The organism is Aliiroseovarius sp. xm-d-517 (assembly GCF_013283135.1).
Classification (GTDB): Bacteria; Pseudomonadota; Alphaproteobacteria; order Rhodobacterales; family Rhodobacteraceae; genus Aliiroseovarius; species Aliiroseovarius crassostreae.
In genome coordinates this window covers 1840039-1857819 of sequence record NZ_WBXT01000001.1, presented here as the reverse complement: position 1 = coordinate 1857819, position 17781 = coordinate 1840039, and the positions used below count along the sequence as shown (strand labels likewise).

At 58.6% G+C, this 17781-nt stretch carries 15 protein-coding genes; 6 read left to right on the top strand and 9 right to left on the bottom strand.

All coding sequences use genetic code 11. The features are described 5' to 3' along the window. Nucleotides 1-134 precede the first annotated feature (134 nt). Genes XMD517_RS09020 through XMD517_RS09010 form a run of 3 tightly spaced genes read left to right on the top strand, consistent with a single transcriptional unit; the run spans nt 135 to nt 5046 of the window. Nucleotides 135-1400, top strand: coding sequence for a TolC family protein (locus XMD517_RS09020; protein ID WP_173487804.1), 1266 nt, complete (start codon nt 135-137; stop codon nt 1398-1400). Beyond that, nucleotides 1397-3877, top strand: a complete 2481-nt coding sequence (locus tag XMD517_RS09015) for an ATP-binding cassette domain-containing protein (RefSeq protein WP_173487803.1) — start codon at nt 1397-1399, stop codon at nt 3875-3877. Before XMD517_RS09020 ends, XMD517_RS09015 begins: the two co-directional genes overlap by 4 nt. Beyond that, nucleotides 3877-5046, top strand: coding sequence for an HlyD family efflux transporter periplasmic adaptor subunit (locus tag XMD517_RS09010; RefSeq protein ID WP_173485989.1), 1170 nt, complete (start codon nt 3877-3879; stop codon nt 5044-5046). The genes XMD517_RS09015 and XMD517_RS09010 overlap by 1 nt, the downstream gene beginning before the upstream one ends. 198 nt (nt 5047-5244) lie before the next feature. Here XMD517_RS09010 and XMD517_RS09005 read toward each other — a convergent pair whose 3' ends face one another. Both XMD517_RS09005 and XMD517_RS09000 read right to left on the bottom strand, forming a co-directional pair. After that, the gene (locus XMD517_RS09005) at nt 5245-6333 is read right to left on the bottom strand and encodes a CaiB/BaiF CoA-transferase family protein (RefSeq protein ID WP_173485988.1); all 1089 of its coding nucleotides are present in this window, start codon (nt 6331-6333) and stop codon (nt 5245-5247) included. A 158-nt stretch (nt 6334-6491) separates the two neighbouring features. Further along, entirely contained in the window at nt 6492-7649 is a 1158-nt protein-coding gene (locus XMD517_RS09000) for an acyl-CoA dehydrogenase family protein (protein ID WP_173485987.1), read from the bottom strand. Nucleotides 7650-7917: 268 nt separating this feature from the next. Here XMD517_RS09000 and XMD517_RS08995 point away from each other — a divergent pair, with 268 nt between their 5' ends. Next, entirely contained in the window at nt 7918-9975 is a 2058-nt protein-coding gene (locus XMD517_RS08995; protein WP_254450025.1) for a YjbH domain-containing protein, read from the top strand. Then, complete coding sequence (locus XMD517_RS08990; protein WP_173485986.1) at nt 9972-10697, top strand: YjbF family lipoprotein; 726 nt, start codon at nt 9972-9974, stop codon at nt 10695-10697. The genes XMD517_RS08995 and XMD517_RS08990 overlap by 4 nt, the downstream gene beginning before the upstream one ends. 146 nt (nt 10698-10843) lie before the next feature. Here the strand turns inward: XMD517_RS08990 and XMD517_RS08985 are convergent, their stop codons facing one another. Together XMD517_RS08985 and XMD517_RS08980 are read right to left on the bottom strand one after the other, a co-directional pair. Next, nucleotides 10844-11041: a hypothetical protein gene (locus tag XMD517_RS08985; RefSeq protein ID WP_173485985.1), complete on the bottom strand. Its 198-nt coding sequence runs from the start codon at nt 11039-11041 to the stop codon at nt 10844-10846. 173 nt (nt 11042-11214) lie between these two features. Next, a complete protein-coding gene (locus XMD517_RS08980) occupies nt 11215-11826 on the bottom strand; it encodes a CAP domain-containing protein (protein WP_173485984.1) in 612 nt (203 codons plus the stop codon). 278 nt (nt 11827-12104) lie between these two features. On the opposite strand from XMD517_RS08980, the gene XMD517_RS08975 reads away from it, so the two are divergent. Beyond that, complete coding sequence (locus XMD517_RS08975; RefSeq protein WP_173485983.1) at nt 12105-12881, top strand: sugar transferase; 777 nt, start codon at nt 12105-12107, stop codon at nt 12879-12881. Between the two features lie 41 nt (nt 12882-12922). Here the strand turns inward: XMD517_RS08975 and pncB are convergent, their stop codons facing one another. The 5 genes from pncB to arfB are packed head-to-tail and all read right to left on the bottom strand — an operon-like array spanning nt 12923 to nt 17580. Next, nucleotides 12923-14215 carry a nicotinate phosphoribosyltransferase gene (pncB, locus tag XMD517_RS08970; protein ID WP_173485982.1) on the bottom strand — a complete coding sequence of 431 codons (1293 nt, stop codon included), beginning with the start codon at nt 14213-14215 and terminating at the stop codon, nt 12923-12925. A 60-nt stretch (nt 14216-14275) separates the two neighbouring features. Beyond that, a complete protein-coding gene (pncA, locus tag XMD517_RS08965; RefSeq protein ID WP_173485981.1) occupies nt 14276-14881 on the bottom strand; it encodes a bifunctional nicotinamidase/pyrazinamidase in 606 nt (201 codons plus the stop codon). Nucleotides 14882-14935: 54 nt separating this feature from the next. Beyond that, nucleotides 14936-15874: a phosphotransferase enzyme family protein gene (locus tag XMD517_RS08960; protein WP_173485980.1), complete on the bottom strand. Its 939-nt coding sequence runs from the start codon at nt 15872-15874 to the stop codon at nt 14936-14938. Continuing rightward, nucleotides 15871-17160: an aspartate aminotransferase family protein gene (locus XMD517_RS08955; RefSeq protein ID WP_173487802.1), complete on the bottom strand. Its 1290-nt coding sequence runs from the start codon at nt 17158-17160 to the stop codon at nt 15871-15873. The genes XMD517_RS08960 and XMD517_RS08955 overlap by 4 nt, the downstream gene beginning before the upstream one ends. After that, entirely contained in the window at nt 17161-17580 is a 420-nt protein-coding gene (arfB, locus tag XMD517_RS08950; protein WP_173485978.1) for an alternative ribosome rescue aminoacyl-tRNA hydrolase ArfB, read from the bottom strand. Between the last annotated feature and the right edge of the window lie 201 nt (nt 17581-17781).

Genomic DNA, 17781 nt, shown 5'->3' with positions numbered 1-17781 from the left:
GAACGAAGGCCGCGGCGCCAAATGATCGCGGCCTCGATATAACAAACAAAAGACGAGGCAGAGCTTTGGTCTTCGTGCGGGACATAACACGCATTCCCTTGTTGGTCACTTTGGTGGCCAGCCTGAGCGGATGTATGGGGGATATCGGAGGGCGCTTCGGAGAGGGCGGTTTCCTGTCCGGCCCAACCGGTTCGGATGAGGTGACGCGCTCGGCGCCTCGCAGCTTTGCGCCTCTTCCCGGAAAAGCCCCCTCCGAAATCATTTCCAAACTTCAGTTTCGTCAAAGCCTTCTGAAGACCGGGACCTCGTATGATCAGGTGGCGCGCTCCGCGCTGGCCGCCTCTGCACGTCCCGCCGAGGCCGAGCTGCGGGCCGCAAAACTGCGCGCGCGCGCTGCGGACAAGAACTGGCTGCCCACACTGGGGCCGCGCGTTTCCCTGTCCAGCCTTGGTGACCTTGTGGCCAGCATCGTCGTGGATCAGGTGATTTTCGACAATGGACGTAAGAAAGCGGAACGAGAGTTTGCCCGGGCCGACGTCGAAGCGGCTGCGGTAAGTCTTTCCATCGACACCAATGACAGGGTTTCAACCGCGCTGGGGCTTTATCTCTCGGCACAGGCCGCGCAGGAAAAAGCGGCTGCCGCGGGTCGGGCCCTTGGGGCAATGCGTGAGTTTGACCGGATCATGACAGCCCGCGTGAAAGGCGGGGTGTCGGATATTTCGGACCAAAGCGTGATCCGGGCCAAGCTGAGTGAGCTTCAGTCGCTTTACGACAGCGAAACCCTGAATGCCAAAACCGCCATGGCGGAACTCAAGGCGATGTCCGCCGAGGACGTCTCAGGCCTGCGTGGCCTTGATCATCTGCCTGCCCCTCAAGACGGGTTGCAACCGCTGACCGTCCTGCTGGCCACGGCCGAACTGGACCGGGACGTGGCGCAGGCCAAGATTGACCGTGCGGGTCTTTTGCCCGGACTGGGGGCACAGGCCGTGGTCGCCGAAGAAAGCAGTGCCGGGTTGGTGATGACCTCAGATCAGGGGTTCGGATTTGGCACGCTGGACAATCTGGCAGCCGTGAAAGCTGCGCGGGAAGGGGCAGAACGCCGGATCCTGCAGGCGCAGGAAGACAGCCGTCGTCGTCAGGCCGCCCTTGGCCAGAAACTTGTTTCCCAGCAGGCCCGGGCTGCTCAGGCCAAGGATCTTGTTGGGCAGGCGCGGGCCAATACCCAATTGTTCCAACGCCAGTTTGATGCAGGTCAGCGCACCGTGATGGATGTTGTCGGCGTGGTTGAAAACCTCAATCGGCTGGAGCAAGAACAGGTCTCGGTGAGGTATGATATTGCCCGTACCGAAGTGGAAATTGCCCGCGAATTCGGGACTTTGGTTGACGGGGACGCGATATGAGCCAGCAGCGTGATGGCGGTGAAAACGGCAAAACGCCGACCCTGTCTCCCACCATATCTGGCGCCAAGCGGAAAATCTCCGGTCGACCGGTTGAGAACATTGCCCAGCCGGGACCGCGCCCAAAGCGCAAGGTGAAACACGTGGCGACCCCAACGCCGGGACAGGTGGATGCCTCTCCCCCCGTTTTAAAGGCGCCGGCCACAGGCCCCCGGCCCAGGGTGGCGCTGTCGAATAGCAAAAAACAATTGGCGTTCCAGAGTGTGCCGACCAATTCCGATCGGCCTGTTGACGGGGGAAATGGACCACAGATCAAGCCTGTGGCAACCCCACCGCCCGCGCAGCCCACACACCCGGTTCCTGCACGCGATGACCGGCTCAAGGCCCGCGCGGATCTTGCCTCCGTCTATGCCGGCCTTCTGGGGCGCAAGGCCGTTCAGCACGATCTGATTGAAGCGATGCAGTCTGCGCTTGCCAAAGGGTGCAAAGATGCAAGATTCCCTTTGTTGCAGGAGGCCTTGTCAAGCCTTGGGCTGGAGGCTGAAATTGAACCGGGTCAAACGCCTGAGCCGGATAGATGGCCTGCGCTTGCCCTGATGACCAATGGTCAGGCTGTTATGGTGCTCTCGCAGGAGGGCGACCAGCTGCGCGTCTATGAGGCGGGCGCAAATGGCGCTTCGATTGAGGTGGACCGTGCGGAATTTTCCGCCGTGTTCACCGGCACGATTTTGCGGGCGGAAATACCGCTTTCGGACCTCGCCGCCCGCCATGCCCCGCGCCGGTTGCAGGACCATTGGTTCTGGGGGGAATTGCCCAAATTCAAACGCTATTTTGCCGATGTGGCGCTGGGGTCCTTTGTGGCCAATATGCTGGCCGTCGCGGTCGCGCTGTTTTCGCTGCAGGTCTATGACCGTGTGATCCCGCACCAATCCACCGCCACGCTCTGGGTGCTGGCGGCAGGTGCTTTTGTAGCAATCCTGCTGGAGGCTGCGATCAAGGCGGCGCGCGCGCGCCTGATGGATGGGGCCGGGCGCAGGATTGAACTGAATGTCCAGCGCCTGTTGATGGATCGTATTCTTGGAATGCGGTCGGATCGGCGTCCGACCTCGCCATCTTCGTTGTTTGCGACGATGCGGGAATTCGGATCCGTGCGTGAGTTTTTCACCGCGTCGTCCGTGGGGACACTCACCGACCTGCCATTCATCGTTTTGTTCCTTGTTCTGGTGGCGTCCATTGCCGGTAATGTGGTCTGGGTGCTGATCGCAGGTGGGATCTTGATGGTGCTGCCCGGGTTCTTTTTGCAAAAGCGGATGATTGCCATCTCGCAGGAGACGCAGGGGGCGTCGACCAAGGCGTCGCGCCTGTTGCATGAAGCGATTTACGAACTTGACACGCTCAAGACCCAGCGCGGCGAGGATCGGGTGCGGCGGCTGTGGACCGAGCTCAATATGCTGTCTGCGGTGAAAAACAGCGAACAGCGCAAACTGACCGCCTGGCTGACTTTCTGGTCGCAGGGGGTGCAGCAGGCCACCTATGTGTCCGCGGTCATTCTGGGCACCTACATGGTGTTTGCGGGGGAATTCACAGTGGGGTCGATTATTGCCGTGGGCATTCTGTCCGGTCGGACCCTTGCGCCCCTGACGCAGCTCTCGGGCACCTTGGCGCGCTGGTCCAATGTAAAATCCGCGCTTGATGGGCTGGATACGATTGCCGGGGCAGAGCAGGATGAGGCTGACGGGCGGACCTATCTGCGACGGGAGGCCCTGCGTGGTGGATATGAAATCCGAGAAATGCGCTTTGCCTATGATGAGGACACAGCGGGTATCGACGTGCCCGGACTGGCGGTTGAACCGGGGCAGAAAATTGCGGTTCTGGGAGCGAACGGATCTGGAAAATCCACCTTTCTCAAGGTGCTGGCCGGGCTTTACACCCCGACGTCCGGTCGGGTGATGGTGGATGGTGTCGATATGTCCCAGATCGCGCCGCGCGATCTGCGCCGCTCCATCGGATATCTGGGGCAGGATGTGCGTCTGTTTGCAGGCACACTCCGGGACAACCTCAATCTCTCCATGCTGGAACGTGAAGATGATCGGTTGTTGCAGGCCCTTGATTTCGCGGGGCTGGGGCCATTTGTGCGCGGTCATGCCAAGGGGCTGGATCTGGAAATTCGGGATATGGGTGAAGGGCTTTCGATCGGACAGCGCCAGTCGATCGGCTGGGCGCGGGTCTGGTTGCAGGACCCGCAGATCGTGTTGCTGGATGAACCAACGGCGGCGCTTGACCAGGTGCTGGAGCGCACCCTGATCAGCCGTTTGGAAACCTGGCTTGACGGGCGCACCGCCCTTATCGCGACGCATAGAATGCCGATCATGGCACTGACTGAGCGCACCCTGATCTTCCAAAATGGCCGCCTGACCGTGGACGGGCCACGAGATCAGGTGCTGGCTCATCTGAAATCGGCCGGGCAGGGGGCAGAGTGATGGCGTCACTGGATGCACAGTTTGAACAGGATCTGAAAGGTCCGTCGATGGTGATCTGGCTGTCGGCTTTTGCGGTGCTGGCGTTTATCCTCTGGGCCTCCCTGGCCTGGGTGGATGAGATCGTGCGTGGCCAGGGCACGGTGATTTCATCATCCCGCCCGCAGATCATCCAAAACCTTGAGGGCGGGATCCTTGCCGAGCTTTTGGTCAAGGAAGGGGATGTGGTTGAGCCGGGGGATGTGCTTGCGCGGCTTTATGGAACCGAGTTCCAGACCTCGGTGGATGATATCCTGGATCAGATTGCGGCGCTCGACATCCGTCGCCTGCGCCTTGAGGCTGAGTTGGCCGGGCAATTTGATGTGGTGGTGCCAGAGGAGCTTGCATCGCGCACGCCAGAGATCGTGGCATCCGAACGGGCTTTGCTTGCCGCGCGACAAAGCGATTATGTCAGTCGCCGGGAAGGTGCCAAGAAGGTTCTGGCTGAGGCGGATCGTGAATTGAAAGTGATGGAGGACCTCTATCGCGAAAACATCGTTGCGCTGATTGAGGTGACCAAGGTGCGCAAGGCCCAGTCGGATGCGGAAAACCGCTATAATCAGGTGGTGACGCAGACGGAACTGGACCGCGCACAGGAATATTCCGACACGCTCAAGGAACTGGCGACGCTGCGGCAGAACCTCAAACTGTCGCAAGACCAGTTGAACCTGACAGTCCTGACCAGCCCGATGCGCGGGATCGTGAACAATCTGGGCGTGACCACCATTGGCGGTGTCGTGCGGCCGGGGGAAGAGATTTTCCAGATTATCCCATTGGACGAGGATGTTTTTGTCGAGGCGCAGATCAAGCCGGAGAACATTGCCAATGTCAAACGGGGGCAGGAAGCGACGGTCAAACTATCCGCTTATGATTACACGATTTATGGGAGCCTGAAGGGACGTGTCGACTTTATTTCCGCGGATACGTTTCAAGATGAACGTGACCCTAATGCGCAACCCCACTACCGGGTGAGTGTGCGTTTGGATCTGTCCGACTTGAGTGAGCGGCAAAAGCAGATCGAAATGCGGCCCGGGATGATGGGGCAGGTGGAGTTGCACACTGGCGAAAAGACCATCCTGCAATATCTTCTGAAACCGCTATACAAATCGCGTGAGGCCTTCCGCGAGCCATGACCAACCCGCGCTTTCGCGCCCCTGCGGGGGCCGTGTCTTTGAGCGCACCTCGCTTGGGGAAGGGGCTCTGCCCCTCGGCTTGCAGCCTCACCCCGGGATATTTTTGACCAGAAAATAAGAAGGCAGGCAGACGGGATAGCGAGAGGGCTGAGGGGCTTGAGCCAATTCGCCCTGTTTTCGCCGGAGCCGCTATTCAGGTCAAGTTTTCCAGCGTGCCAACACGCCCTCTACGGATTGTGGTGTCTTCTCTTCGCCGGGTTTCGCGTTGCCAGGGGTGGACAGCAATTGTGGTGCCGCAGCGGGCTGGGCGACCCCTGAAATCCGGTCGAAGGTCCCACGCGCCTTGTTGTGAGGATGTGCGGGCGCTTCGGCCATCGACAGAACCGGCGCGGCACAGGCGTCTGTTCCTTCCAGAAGGGCCGCCCATTCATCGCGGGATTTCTCGCGGAATTTGGCGGCGAAGGCAGCGCGCAACTGTGGCCACGCTTCGACATCCATCTGCGCGGGCAGGTCTGCCGCATCCAACCCGATCCGCTCCAGCAATTCGGCGTAGAACTTCGCCTCCAGGGCGCCCACTGACATGTGCCCGCCACAAGCGCATTGATAGATTGTGTAAAAGGGGGCCCCGCCATCCAGCAGGTTCTGTTCTCGCTGATCTACCCAGAGGTTGGCGCCGTAAAGAGAGTAAGTCATTGCCATCAGATGCGCGGTGCCATCGGTGATTGCACAATCCACCACTTGCCCCCGGCCCGTGGTTTGAGCGGCATGAAGCGCGGCCAGCATTCCGGCCACGAGGTACATCGCACCCCCACCGAAATCCCCCAGCAGGTTCAGCGGAGGCACCGGGTGATCTCCGCCGATTGCGTGAAGGGCGCCGGTGATCGAGATATAGTTGATATCGTGCCCGGCCGCGTGGGCCAATGGTCCGGACTGTCCCCAGCCGGTCATGCGCCCGTAGACCAGTTTTGGGTTTTCAGAAAAGTCATCCGGCCCGAGCCCGAGCCGCTCCATCACTCCGGGACGCATTCCTTCGATCAGCATGTCGGCCCTGCCAATCAGGGCATGTGCCATTTCGCGATCCTGTTCCGACTTCAGGTCCAGGGCCACGAAACCGCGCCCCCGGTTCAGCACGTCCACTTTCTGCGGAATAAGCGGTTTCAGATTAGGCCGCTCGATACGCACTACATCCGCGCCCATATCCGCCAACCACATGGCGGCAAAGGGGGTGGGGCCAAGCCCCTGGATCTCGACCACTTTCACCCCGGACAAGGGACCGTTTACCGTCATGTTCATCTCCTGGTCATGCTGCGGATGCGAATATAGCAAAAGTCGAAAGGCTTACCGCATTTTTCTTGTCGTCAATATCCCGGGGTGAGGTCCCGCTCGAAGAGGGGACCGAGGGGCAGAGCCCCTAGCCCGGGCGCTTCGGAGAGAATGCGCCTGTCTCAGACATCAATCGAGCGCGCGATCAGTTCCTTCATGATTTCGTTGGTCCCGCCATAAATCATCTGAACCCGGGCATCCGCATAGAGGCGCGCGATCGGGTATTCCATCATATAGCCGTAGCCACCAAACAGTTGCAGGCATTCATGCATGGTTTCGTTTTGCACCTCGGTGCCCCAGTATTTCGCCATCGAGGCGGTCGGCGCGTCCAGAGTTCCATCTATCAGCCGCCCAATGCAGTCATTGACAAAAGCGCGCAACACTTCCGCCTTGGTCTTGCATTCGGCAAGCTTGAAACGAGTGTTCTGAAAATCCATCACACGCTGCCCGAATGCCTTCCGCTCCTGCGTGTAGGACACGGTCTGTTCGATCGCAAAATCAATCGCGCCAAGCGCCTGAATCGCAATCAGTAACCGTTCCCACGGGAGTTGTTTCATCAACTGGTAAAACCCTTGCCCTTCGTCGCTGCCCAAGAGATTGGTCAGGGGGACTTTCACATCCTGGTAAAAAAGCTCAGACGTATCGTTCCCTTTCATACCCAGTTTCTTGAGGTTCTTGCCGCGGGTGAAACCTTCACATTTGTCTGGTTCCACCACGATCAGGGAGATGCCTTTTGATCCGGCGTCGGGATCTGTTTTGCACACTGTAATGATCAGGTCGGCAGCCTGACCGTTGGTGATGAAGATCTTTGACCCGTTGATCCGGTATTGGTTGCCATCCTTCTCGGCCCGTGTGCGCACGGCCTGCAGGTCAGATCCGGTTGAGGGTTCGGTCATGGCAATTGCGCCGACAATTTCGCCGGACGCGAGCCCCGGAAGCCAGCGGCTTTTCTGCTCATCAGTGCCATAGGTGGTGATGTAATGCACCACGATGGACTGGATGCCGTAGCCCCAGCCGCAATCACCGGTGCGGGTCTGTTCATAGATTGTGATGCTTTCAAACCCCATGTCGCCGCCGGCGCCGCCATAGGCTTCGGGGATCGCACCAGCCATGATGCCGTTCTCCCCCGCTTTGCGCCAGAACGAGCGGTCGACGATCCCATTTTCGGTCCAGCGTTCGATATTGGGGGCAAGCTCTTCGTTGAAGAAGCGGTTGGCCATGTCTGCATACATATGGTGCTCGTCGCTGGCCCAAGCGGTGGAAGGGGTGAGGAGGGACATCGTGCGCTCTCTGTTGCTGTCAGTTTTTTCAAGCCTAACGCAGACCCGGCGCCCCCGGCTTTCATAACGTGACGTTACAATTCCCCAACCGACGTCAGGGAAGCCGGGGATGCATACGGTGTAATTGGGCGACAATCGGCTGGGAAATGAAGATTTGGCGGCTTTGGGGATGTGAATTGTGATCCGATCAAGTATGGAAGGAGAAATGTTGTCAAAATGGATTGGGTATATGCGGGGGCGTATTACAACTTCCTTGGTCGCGGGTGTATTGACCACACTTCTGCCAGTGTCAGCCGGGGCTGAAGTGGGCACGGTTTCAACCTCTTACAATCTGTCCGGCACGCCGGGTCTGGTGGATCTGCCCACCGCCGAAGTGGCGCCGGATAGTGAGTTTTCTTTGTTCTTCAGTTCGTTCGGGACCCATTTCCGAGGCGGCATCGCTTTTCAGGTCACGCCACGCCTGTCCGCAGTTTTTCGGCATACGAAGCTGGGGGACTATGGGGGCAGACCCGGTGAAAACGACTATTTCGACCGCAGCTTCGATCTGCGGTATCGGCTGTTGAATGAAGGTAAATACCTGCCCGCCGTGTCGATTGGCCTGAATGACTTTATCGGAACCGGGCTTTATTCGAGCGAATATGTGGTTGCCACCAAATCCTTCATGGATGATCGCCTGCGTGTGACAGGCGGCGTGGGTTGGGGGCGTTTGGCAGGGCGCAACACGATCGGGTCGCTTTTTGGTGACCGTCCTCCGCTTGATTTCGGGCTTGGCGGAAATCTCAGCTCCAACCAGTGGTTCCGGGGAGAGATGTCCCCGTTTGGCGGGGTGTCCTACAAGGTTAATGACAAGTTGACCTTCAAGGCGGAATACTCGCCCGATACCTATGCGCGGGAAACTGAGCGTGGGATTGTCGACCAGAAGACACCGCTCAATTTCATGTTGGACTACAACTGGTCCCCCACCACCAATCTCAGCCTGTTCTACCTGCACGGAGATATGATCGGTGGCCAGTTCAGTTTCAATTTCAACCCGCGCCGACCGGCTGCGCGCAGTGGCAACGAAACGGCGCCGCTGCCTGTCAAACCACGCGGGGCCAGTGGCTGGGACCAGCAATGGATCACCGATCCAAGTGCTCGGCCTGATCTGCAGAAAGTTGTGTCGAAGGCGCTGAAGAAAGACGGTCAGCGACTGCAGGCGATGGCGCTTTCGGCGACCGAGGTCGAGGTGCAGCTGCAAAACCTGCGCTACCATTCTCCCGCTCAGGCGGTGGGTCGGGCGGCACGCATTCTGACCCGCGCCATGCCAGCCTCGGTTGAGACATTCCGTATCACATTGGTGGACAATGGTGTGGCGCTGTCGACCGTGGTGTTGAAGCGATCAGATGTCGAGGCGCTGGAGCATAGCTCTTCGGCGGCCATTTTTGATCGCGCGGAAATTACCGAGGCGAGCGGGCGTCCAGACATGGTGCCGACCCCTGGGATTTATCCGCATTTCACCTGGGGCATCACGCCCTATGCCGAGCTGAGCATTTTTGACCCGGACAATCCGGTGCGTGCAGAGTTCGGTCTGAAGGCGAGTGCGAAATATCAGGTCACTCCGAGCTTTGTCCTGTCTGGTGCGGTGACGAAAGCGGTCTGGGGCAATATCGGCCGTGAGGATTTGGCGCCGTCCAATTTGCCCCGCGTGCGATCGGACGCAACCATCTATGCGCGCGAAGGTGACCCAGCCATCGAGCATCTGACCGCAGCCTGGTATGCGCGACCGGGGGAGAACCTGTATGGCCGGGTTACAGTGGGCTATCTGGAAAAAATGTTCGGCGGGGTCTCGGCCGAACTGTTGTGGAAGCCGATGGACAGTTCGCTTGCCCTGGGGGCAGAACTGAACTGGGTGCAGAAACGAGATTATGACCTTTTGCTGGGGTTCCAAGATTACTCTGCCGCGACGGGTCATGTATCCGCCTACTACGATTTCGGAAACGGATTTGACGCCAAGATCCATGCGGGGCGCTATCTGGCCGGCGACTGGGGCGGCACCCTCGCGGTGGACCGTGTGTTTGACAATGGCTGGCGTGTTGGCGGCTATGCCACTTTCACATCCGCCTCTGCCGAGGATTTCGGCGAGGGATCTTTTGACAAGGGGATCCGCTTTACCGTGCCGCTGGAATGGGCGCTGGGCCAACCCTCGCGCGGCAGTTCAGTGACCGATATCCGCTCGCTTGCACGCGATGGTGGGGTGCGCCTGAACGTGGAAGGGCGCTTGTATGACTGGGTGAAAGAAGGTCACGGCAATGCCCTGGCCGGGCGTTGGGGGAAATTCTGGCGATGACGAAGACACGGAAAATCAACCGCGCGAGATCAGCTTTTGCGGTGGCGGCTGTTGCTGTGCTGGGCCTGTCGGCATGTGGCTCGGACAAGTCGGTCACCCAGGTGCCCCTAATCGCGGCGAATTACACCAAATCTATCGGTGTCGCAATCAAAGGAAAATTGGGTGGCAAGTCGCCCCAGGCGGCACCTGCCCCGAAGCTGGATCATCAGGCGCTGATCAATGCAGCGTTGAAAGCCACGCCCGGTCCCATTGCCTTTGTGACCCGCAAATCGGGAGCGATTGCGGCGATGAGCCCGGTTCAGTCTAATGCAGGCGCGGACACCTGGATGAGTGCGGGGAGGCTCGCGGTTGTGTTCAAAGACGGGATGATCATCGGCACCCGTGGCTTTGGCGATGATCTGATGGCGTCTGATCTGGGGCGTGCACGCTCTGCGATCAAGGCGCGCGGGCAAGCTCGCTACAGTCGGATTTATGAGCATCTGAACGGTTTGGGTCAGACAACGCGTTTCAAAGCCCAATGTGATCTGTCGGTTGAGAAACACATGCGGGTTGCGGTCGGTGAAATTGATCGCAACACAACCTTGATGAAAGAGCAGTGCCGCTATTCGGGTGGGTTGTCTTTTGACAACCGCTACTGGGTCGATGCCGCCGGTCGCATTGTGCAATCCCATCAATGGATCAGCCAGGGCGCTGGGCATCTGTTGGTGCAGCCCTTGCGGTGATCCCGCGACAGAGAAGACTTTTATTTGAATGGTCCCTTCGGGGGCCATTTTTTTTGGCGTCCAGTCCCAGATTAACGTCAGGCACAAAAAAACGACGAGCCGCAGGGCTCGTCGTTTCTGATCATCCAGAGAACTGGAAAATCTTATCAGCTGTCCGAAGCAACTGCGATGATACCGGCCAGCAGGGCCAGACCCAGCAGAGCGCCGGTGGTGCCGTTCAGCGAAGAACCAGCTTCTTCAACAACAACCAGTTCCGGCTCAACAACGGTGTTTTCCAGGTTACCAGCAACCAGCGGGGTTGCGGCGATCAGGCCAGCAGCGGCCAGAGCGATCACTTTTTTCATGAGTATTACTCCATAAGTTAATTACAAGGGCCGCGCCAACCAGACGCGCCTTCCAGAGTTTTCTTGCATAGAACAAAATGGTTTGGAAGGTTGTTTTTGGCTAAGAGCGGAAGCTGGCCGTATCAGAGGCCGGATGTGGCAGGTTTGCAATAAAAATGCGCCAAATCAGGGGGTCAACCGGCAAAAATCTGCGTCAAGTAGACTTTTCCGCAGCGCGCAGCCTTCAAGTCGACGCCCGATCCATTGCCCACCATATGGGCTTTGCGCATCAACAGATTCTTGCGGTGTTTGGATGATGCCATCCAGCTTTCCACGGCAAGTTTGGCCAAAGAGGCATAGCTGTGGCGCGGGACCGGGGTGCCATCCATATAGGCAATGCGGCACTTGCTCAGGTCAATATCACGGGTCATCACCCCGTCAATGCGGTACAGGCTGAACAGGCCGATATTCTCGGCACCGGTTTTGAAACGAACACCAGAGCCCTTCAGCCGAGCCATCAGTGTTGTGCGTCCCCTGTGGGTCAGTTTGCGTGACTTTGCCATCCATTTGCTGTGGGCCACGGCCTGTTTGGACATGCCGCTGACACTTTTCAGGGGCGGTAGGCCGTTTTTGCAACGCGCATAGTTTGATTGCGCGATCACGGCAGCATTCAGCAAAGCCCGGTTGATATTCTTCGCCGGAAGCGGGGCATTTGCACCGGAAACCTGCTGCAGACGGCATCCGGCCTCGGCTGAAGCTGCTGCACCGGCCAGCAGTGCAATGGCAAGAAAAGTGGATTTCAACATGGGTCACCTGTCTCATGTGTGTGTCACGTTTCGCAAGGAATCATATGAAAGGGGCATTCCTGTGGCGAAAATTTGCGGATCCACCGGTTTCCCCCAGAACGGGAGAAACTCACCTCGAATTGTCTGAAATCATCAACTATTGAGGGAGAGCGGCAGATTTCCGCCGCTTTTTTACAGGGAAAATGTAGCTAAATCCTTGAGAAGAAGCTACAACCCTAAAGGTAGTCATTTCTCGTGATATGCTCCCCTCGACCGTGGGAAGCGCAGGATTTATACGCATGACCAAGTTGCAGCCAAAAGAGTTCAGCGGGAAAGCGCGGCTTGTTCTCAGGGCTGAAGGGGAAACCCTGACCGGGGTCAGTGGCGAGAGGAACAGACAACTGACGACAAAGCGGATATTTGATCTGGCTCTGGCCTGTCTGTTGTCGGTGCTTATCGCGCCGATGCTGATCGTGCTTTATGTCCTTGCGGTTCACTATGATGGCCACCCGTTTTTATATCGGTCAGTGCGTATGAAATCGCCGCGTCGCAAATTTCGCCTCTATAAGATTCGCACCATGTCAGTTGTGCATGAGCGCAACAACAAGGGGGTGACGGGCGGGCATAAATCCAGCCGGATTACAAAAATTGGTCACATCCTGCGCAAATTCCGCCTGGATGAACTGCCGCAGGTGATCAATGTGATCAAGGGGGATATCAGTTTCGTTGGTCCGCGCCCGCCGGAGCCGCGCTATGTGCGCGCATGTCCGGACCTTTACGCGCAGGTTCTGAAGGATCGTCCCGGCATCACCGGGCTGGCATCCGTGGTGATCCATCGGCATGAAGAATGGTTGCTGACACAATGTTCCTGCCCGCAGGAAACGGAAGAGGTCTATCTGCGCCGGTCCGTGCCTCGAAAAGCCCGAATAGATCTTTTGTATCAGAAACATAAATCGATCCGTCTTGATCTTTACATTCTGTATCTGACTGCTGCCATGTTCCTTCCACTGCCCGGACGGCGCGCGCGTCGGGTGTATCGTCGGATGCAGTGGAAGCCGCATCAAAACTCGTATTGAAGCGTTTTAGAATTGGCGGCCCCGATGAGGGGCAAAGTGTTTCAGACCTCAACCGCCTGCGCGGCTTGGTGCCCCACGCCAAACACCCGTTTGTAGCGGGCGATTTCCGTCTCCGGCCCCATCGCCTTGTTTGGATTGTCTGAAAGTTTGACCGTCGGGCGCCCATTGGCAGACACGGCCTTGCACACCAGGGAAAATGGCGCCAGCGCATCGTCCGGGACCAGCCCTCGGAAGTCATTTGTCAACAGGGTGCCCCAACCGAAGCTGAGCTTTACGCGGCCTCGGAACTGTTGATGCAGCTCAATGATCTTTGCGCTGTCCAGCCCGTCTGAGAAGATCACCATTTTCTCGCGTGGATCCTCACCGCGTGAGGTCCACCAATTGATTGCAATCTCTGCGCCTGCCGCGGGATCGCCGCTGTCAATGCGAATGCCGGTCCATCCGGCCAGCCAATCCGGTGCGTGGTCCAGAAAACCCTGCGTGCCGTAAGTGTCGGGCAGGATGATACGCAGATTGCCGTCATGCTCCTCCTGCCAGTCGGCGAGGACATCATAAGGCGCCTGCCGCAATGCAGCGTCATCCTCTGCCAGTGCCGCATATACCATCGGGAGCTCATGGGCATTTGTGCCGATCGCCTCGATGTCGCGCTTCATGGCAATCCGACAATTTGACGTGCCGACAAAACTGTCGCCCAGCCCTTCGATCATTGCCTGCACACACCAGTCCTGCCACAGAAAGGAATGGCGGCGACGGGTGCCGAAATCTGCCAGTTTCAATCCGTCAAGCTGTCGTATCTGTTCGATTTTTTCCCATATGCGGGTCATCGCACGGGCATAAAGAACCTGCAGCTCAAACTTGCCCATTCCGCCCAGAACCGCGCGTCCCCGCAACTCCATCAAAACAGCGAGTGCTGGAATTTCCCACATCATCACCTCGGGCCAGCTGCCCTCAAAGGTCAGTTCATACTGATCACCAACCCGTTCCAGATGATAGGCAGGCAGGCGCAGGTTCTCGAACCATTCCATGAAATCCGAGCGGAACATCTGGCGTTTGCCATAAAACGTGTTGCCGCGCAGCCAGGTGCTTTCGCCACGTGAGAGGCTGAGTGAGCGGATATGGTCCAGCTGCTCGCGCAGCTCGCCCTCGTCGATCAGTCGGGCCAGGGGCACATGGGTGGACCGGTTGATCAGGCTGAACTCGACCCGCGTGTCACGCTTGTTGCGAAACACCGACTGGCACATCAACAGCTTGTAGAAATCCGTGTCGATCAACGACCGCACAATCGGGTCGACCTTGAAGCTGTGATTGTAGACGCGGGTGGCAATATCGACCATGGGTCCATCCAATAAGTTTTGATCAGATTAAACCGGCATCTGACAGAAGGGAAAGGGGGGTTAGCGCAGCGTAACCCCCGCTGCCTGCATCTGATCGCGGGCGGCTTTCAGGGAGCCGTCAAGGTCGATCGCACGACAAAGGGCCGTGTCGACCGTGACATCAAAGCCGAGGTTCGCCCCGTCAATTGCGGAATAGGCCACGCAGAAATCGGTGGCCAGCCCAACCATCAGGATCTTCTCCACCCCCCGCGTGTGCAGATACCCTTCAAGCCCGGTGGGGGTGGTCCGGTCGTTTTCAAAAAAGGCCGAATAGCTGTCGATCTCGGGGCGGAACCCTTTTCGGATCACCATGTCAGCGGGATCGGTCAGAAGCGCGGGATGAAAGGCTGCCCCTTCGCTGCCCTGCACGCAGTGATCAGGCCAGAGCACTTGTGGGCCATAGGGCATGTCGATGGTTTCAAACGGGGATTTGCCATCATGCGAGGACGCAAACGAGCTGTGCCCCGCCGGGTGCCAGTCCTGTGTGAAGACCCTGACCGGGAATTCCTCAAGTAGCGCATTGATCGGTGCGACGATCTCGTCTCCGCCGGTCACGGCGAGCGCGCCTCCGGGGCAGAAATCATTTTGCAGGTCAATGACCAGAAGGGCGGTGTTGGCAGTCTGCATTTTGTTGCTCCGGGTGGTGCGTTTGGTCAAATTCTTGCGACTGGCGTCCAGAGGTCAAGACAGAAACCGCCGGGCGGCTGCGACTGCGCGGTCGGTATACCCGATCAGGGCCGGATCGCTCAGCTCATACCGCGGCACGGCCCAGCCCATCGAAGCAAAGCGACGCAACATGATGAACATGGGCAAAAGCTCTTCGGCTTCTGCGGAAAAGTCGCGCAACTCGCGGTAGCCCGCGATGGCTGCATCGCGGATCTGGTCGGCGGCGGGTTCGTCTTCGTTCTGGGTCATCATTACGGCGAGTTCGTAAAGTCGGAAGCCAAAGCCCGCATCGTCAAAGTCGATCAGCATCAGCTCCCCATCCTTGATGAAAACGTTTTCGCGCAGGGCATCCGCATGGATCAGGCCGAAATCGGCACCGTTTTCCAGATAAGCCTGTGCGCGGTCCCGGGCCACCGCCCGCGCGCGGTTGACCAGGTGACGGTTGCTTTCGGACAGGGCGGGGCTTTCCCAGAAACGTCCCCAGAACGGGGTCTCCCCCAGCAACCCATCCAGATCCCAGCGGTGGCGGGTAAACCCATCGGGCAGGGTCAGCGTGTCGGTGATATTATGCAGCCGTGCCAGTTCGCGGCCCAGCTTATGGTAAAGCGCGACCTGCTCGTTGATGGGCATGTCAAACGGCACCCCCCCGTCACCGATGGGCCGCCCATCGACCCAGGTCACCATTGTTGCCAGGCGCCCGGTCGAGAGGGCAATCACGGCCTGCCCATCCCGGCTGGATAGCGGGGCGGGCACCTCCATCCCTGCCTGCGACAGTGCGCCCATCCAGTCGAGTTCGGAGCGGATCGCAGCGGCGGGCATATAGCCGGGCCGATGCAGGCGCAGGGCGGCGCGATCTTTGCCAACCCGCACCTCATGCACTGCGTTTTCGCGATCCTTGATCAGTCGCACATGCTGTGCCCCCCAGGCTTTCAGCGCCTCTTTGAGCTCGCTCATACGGGCATCTCCTTCAGCGCGGCGGACAAAGTGTCGACCAAAAGATCGGCCTGGTTGCGGTCAAAACACATCGGTGGACGGATCTTGATCGCGTGATACTCGCGCCCCATTGAATGCAGGATCACGCCGCGATTTCGCATCTCCTCCACCAGCTGGCTGGTGAATTCCACGGCGGGGGTGAGGGCGGTATCGGTGACGAACTCCATCCCAAGAAACATCCCGGAGCCGCGCACGTCTGCGATATAGGGATGGTCAATCTGGCGCAGCAGATCCAGCGTGTACTCGCCGGTGTCGCGGGCGTTTTCGACAAGTTTTTCCTCTTCCAGGACATCAAGCACGGCCATTGCCGCGGCGGCAGAGACCGGGTTGCCGCCAAAGGTGTTGAAATAGCCAAAAGCGTTGCGAAACTCGGCCAGGATTTCGGGCTTTGCCACGACCCCGGCCACCGGATGCCCATTGCCCATCGGCTTGCCCATGGTCACGATATCCGGCACCAGCCCAATACGTTCATGTCCCCAGAAATCATGACCAGTGCGGCCAAAACCAGGCTGCACCTCGTCTGCAATAATCACCCCGCCCGCACGTTTTACCACAGCGACAGTTGGATCAAGGAAGCCTTTGGGCAGGGTCGGACAGCCCTCATTGGCAAAAAACGGGTCGAGGATCAGGGCAGAAAAACCATGACCGGTGGCTTCAAGCTCGTCGATGGCTTTCTGGACTCCGGCGGCAAAGGTCTGAGCGTGGGTTTCGTGTGACCCGCCAAGCGGTCGAAGATTGTCCGGGGCAGGCACGCGTTTCACCCAGTCCACATGGCCACCAATGGGTGTTTTCTTGGCGGATAGATGCGACACCAGATCCGTATTGCCGTGATAGGTGTTGTCGGTGCCGATAATGCCGGTCTTGCCCGTCACCGCGCGGGCCATGCGCAGGGCGATGTCATTGGCCTCGGAACCGGTGCACACCATTATCATGGCGCTCAGATCATGGCGCAAGGTGGCGGTCAGCCGGTCTGCGTAGTCAAGGATACCTTCGTGAAGATAACGGGTGTGTGTGTTCAGGGTGAGCGCCTGTTTGGCAATCGCCTCGACCACTTTCGGGTGGGCATGACCGACATGCGGCACGTTGTTGTAACAATCGAGCAGGCGGTTGCCATCGGCGTCCCAGACCCAGGCCCCTTCTCCACGTACCAGATGCACGGGATTGTCGTAGAACGTGGTCATATTGGGGCCGAGCCTTTGTTCACGGCGGGCCAGAATTCTGGCGGTAGGGCTGAGGGTGTCGGACATCTATTCCTCCTGAACGCGGCCCCGGAGAGCCTTGACCTGCCCGCGCCTGTTCTTGGCGTCGAGGCGACGTTTCTTTGATCCTAATGTTGGGCGGGTGGCGATGCGGCGTTTCGGGGCAACGAGGGCCTTGCGGATCATCTCGGCCAGCCGTTCGGCGGCAATTTCACGGTTGCGTGCCTGTGATCTTGTATCTTCAACCCGAAGGATCAACGCGCCGTCCTGGGTCCATTTTCGCCCTGCGATACGTTTCAGTCGCGTTTTGATGGCGGGGGTCAGGGCAGGGCTGCGTGCAGCTTCGAACCTGAGTTCAACGGCTGTCGAGACCTTGTTGACATTCTGCCCACCGGGACCTGAGGAGCGGGTGAAGCTCTCGGTCAGTTCCCAATCTTGCAGGGTTATTGTGTCAGTCACGCGGATCATGAGGGCACCCTAGCGGATTGGATCCAAAATGGAAGAGGTGACTTGATTGATCAGGGAAATGAGGGTTTTCGGAGAAAACTAGAAAACTAGAAAACTAGAAAACTAGTTTTGTTAGGAAATGATGGCAGGGGATGCCCAAAAGAAAAGGGCCGTCCGCCTGTGGGACGACCCTTCGAGATTTTGGAGGTGGGGCCGGTTAGC

Excerpts from the sequence above, each read along its gene's own strand:
- XMD517_RS09020 (WP_173487804.1), top strand. The coding sequence starts at position 135 with ATGGGGGATATCGGAGGGCGCTTCGGAGAGGGCGGTTTCCTGTCCGGC.
- XMD517_RS09015 (WP_173487803.1), top strand. The coding sequence starts at position 1,397 with ATGAGCCAGCAGCGTGATGGCGGTGAAAACGGCAAAACGCCGACCCTG.
- XMD517_RS09010 (WP_173485989.1), top strand. The coding sequence starts at position 3,877 with ATGGCGTCACTGGATGCACAGTTTGAACAGGATCTGAAAGGTCCGTCG.
- XMD517_RS09005 (WP_173485988.1), bottom strand. The coding sequence starts at position 6,333 with ATGACGGTAAACGGTCCCTTGTCCGGGGTGAAAGTGGTCGAGATCCAG.
- XMD517_RS09000 (WP_173485987.1), bottom strand. The coding sequence starts at position 7,649 with ATGTCCCTCCTCACCCCTTCCACCGCTTGGGCCAGCGACGAGCACCAT.
- XMD517_RS08990 (WP_173485986.1), top strand. The coding sequence starts at position 9,972 with ATGACGAAGACACGGAAAATCAACCGCGCGAGATCAGCTTTTGCGGTG.
- XMD517_RS08985 (WP_173485985.1), bottom strand. The coding sequence starts at position 11,041 with ATGAAAAAAGTGATCGCTCTGGCCGCTGCTGGCCTGATCGCCGCAACC.
- XMD517_RS08980 (WP_173485984.1), bottom strand. The coding sequence starts at position 11,826 with ATGTTGAAATCCACTTTTCTTGCCATTGCACTGCTGGCCGGTGCAGCA.
- XMD517_RS08975 (WP_173485983.1), top strand. The coding sequence starts at position 12,105 with ATGACCAAGTTGCAGCCAAAAGAGTTCAGCGGGAAAGCGCGGCTTGTT.
- pncB (WP_173485982.1), bottom strand. The coding sequence starts at position 14,215 with ATGGTCGATATTGCCACCCGCGTCTACAATCACAGCTTCAAGGTCGAC.
- pncA (WP_173485981.1), bottom strand. The coding sequence starts at position 14,881 with ATGCAGACTGCCAACACCGCCCTTCTGGTCATTGACCTGCAAAATGAT.
- XMD517_RS08960 (WP_173485980.1), bottom strand. The coding sequence starts at position 15,874 with ATGAGCGAGCTCAAAGAGGCGCTGAAAGCCTGGGGGGCACAGCATGTG.
- XMD517_RS08955 (WP_173487802.1), bottom strand. The coding sequence starts at position 17,160 with ATGTCCGACACCCTCAGCCCTACCGCCAGAATTCTGGCCCGCCGTGAA.
- arfB (WP_173485978.1), bottom strand. The coding sequence starts at position 17,580 with ATGATCCGCGTGACTGACACAATAACCCTGCAAGATTGGGAACTGACC.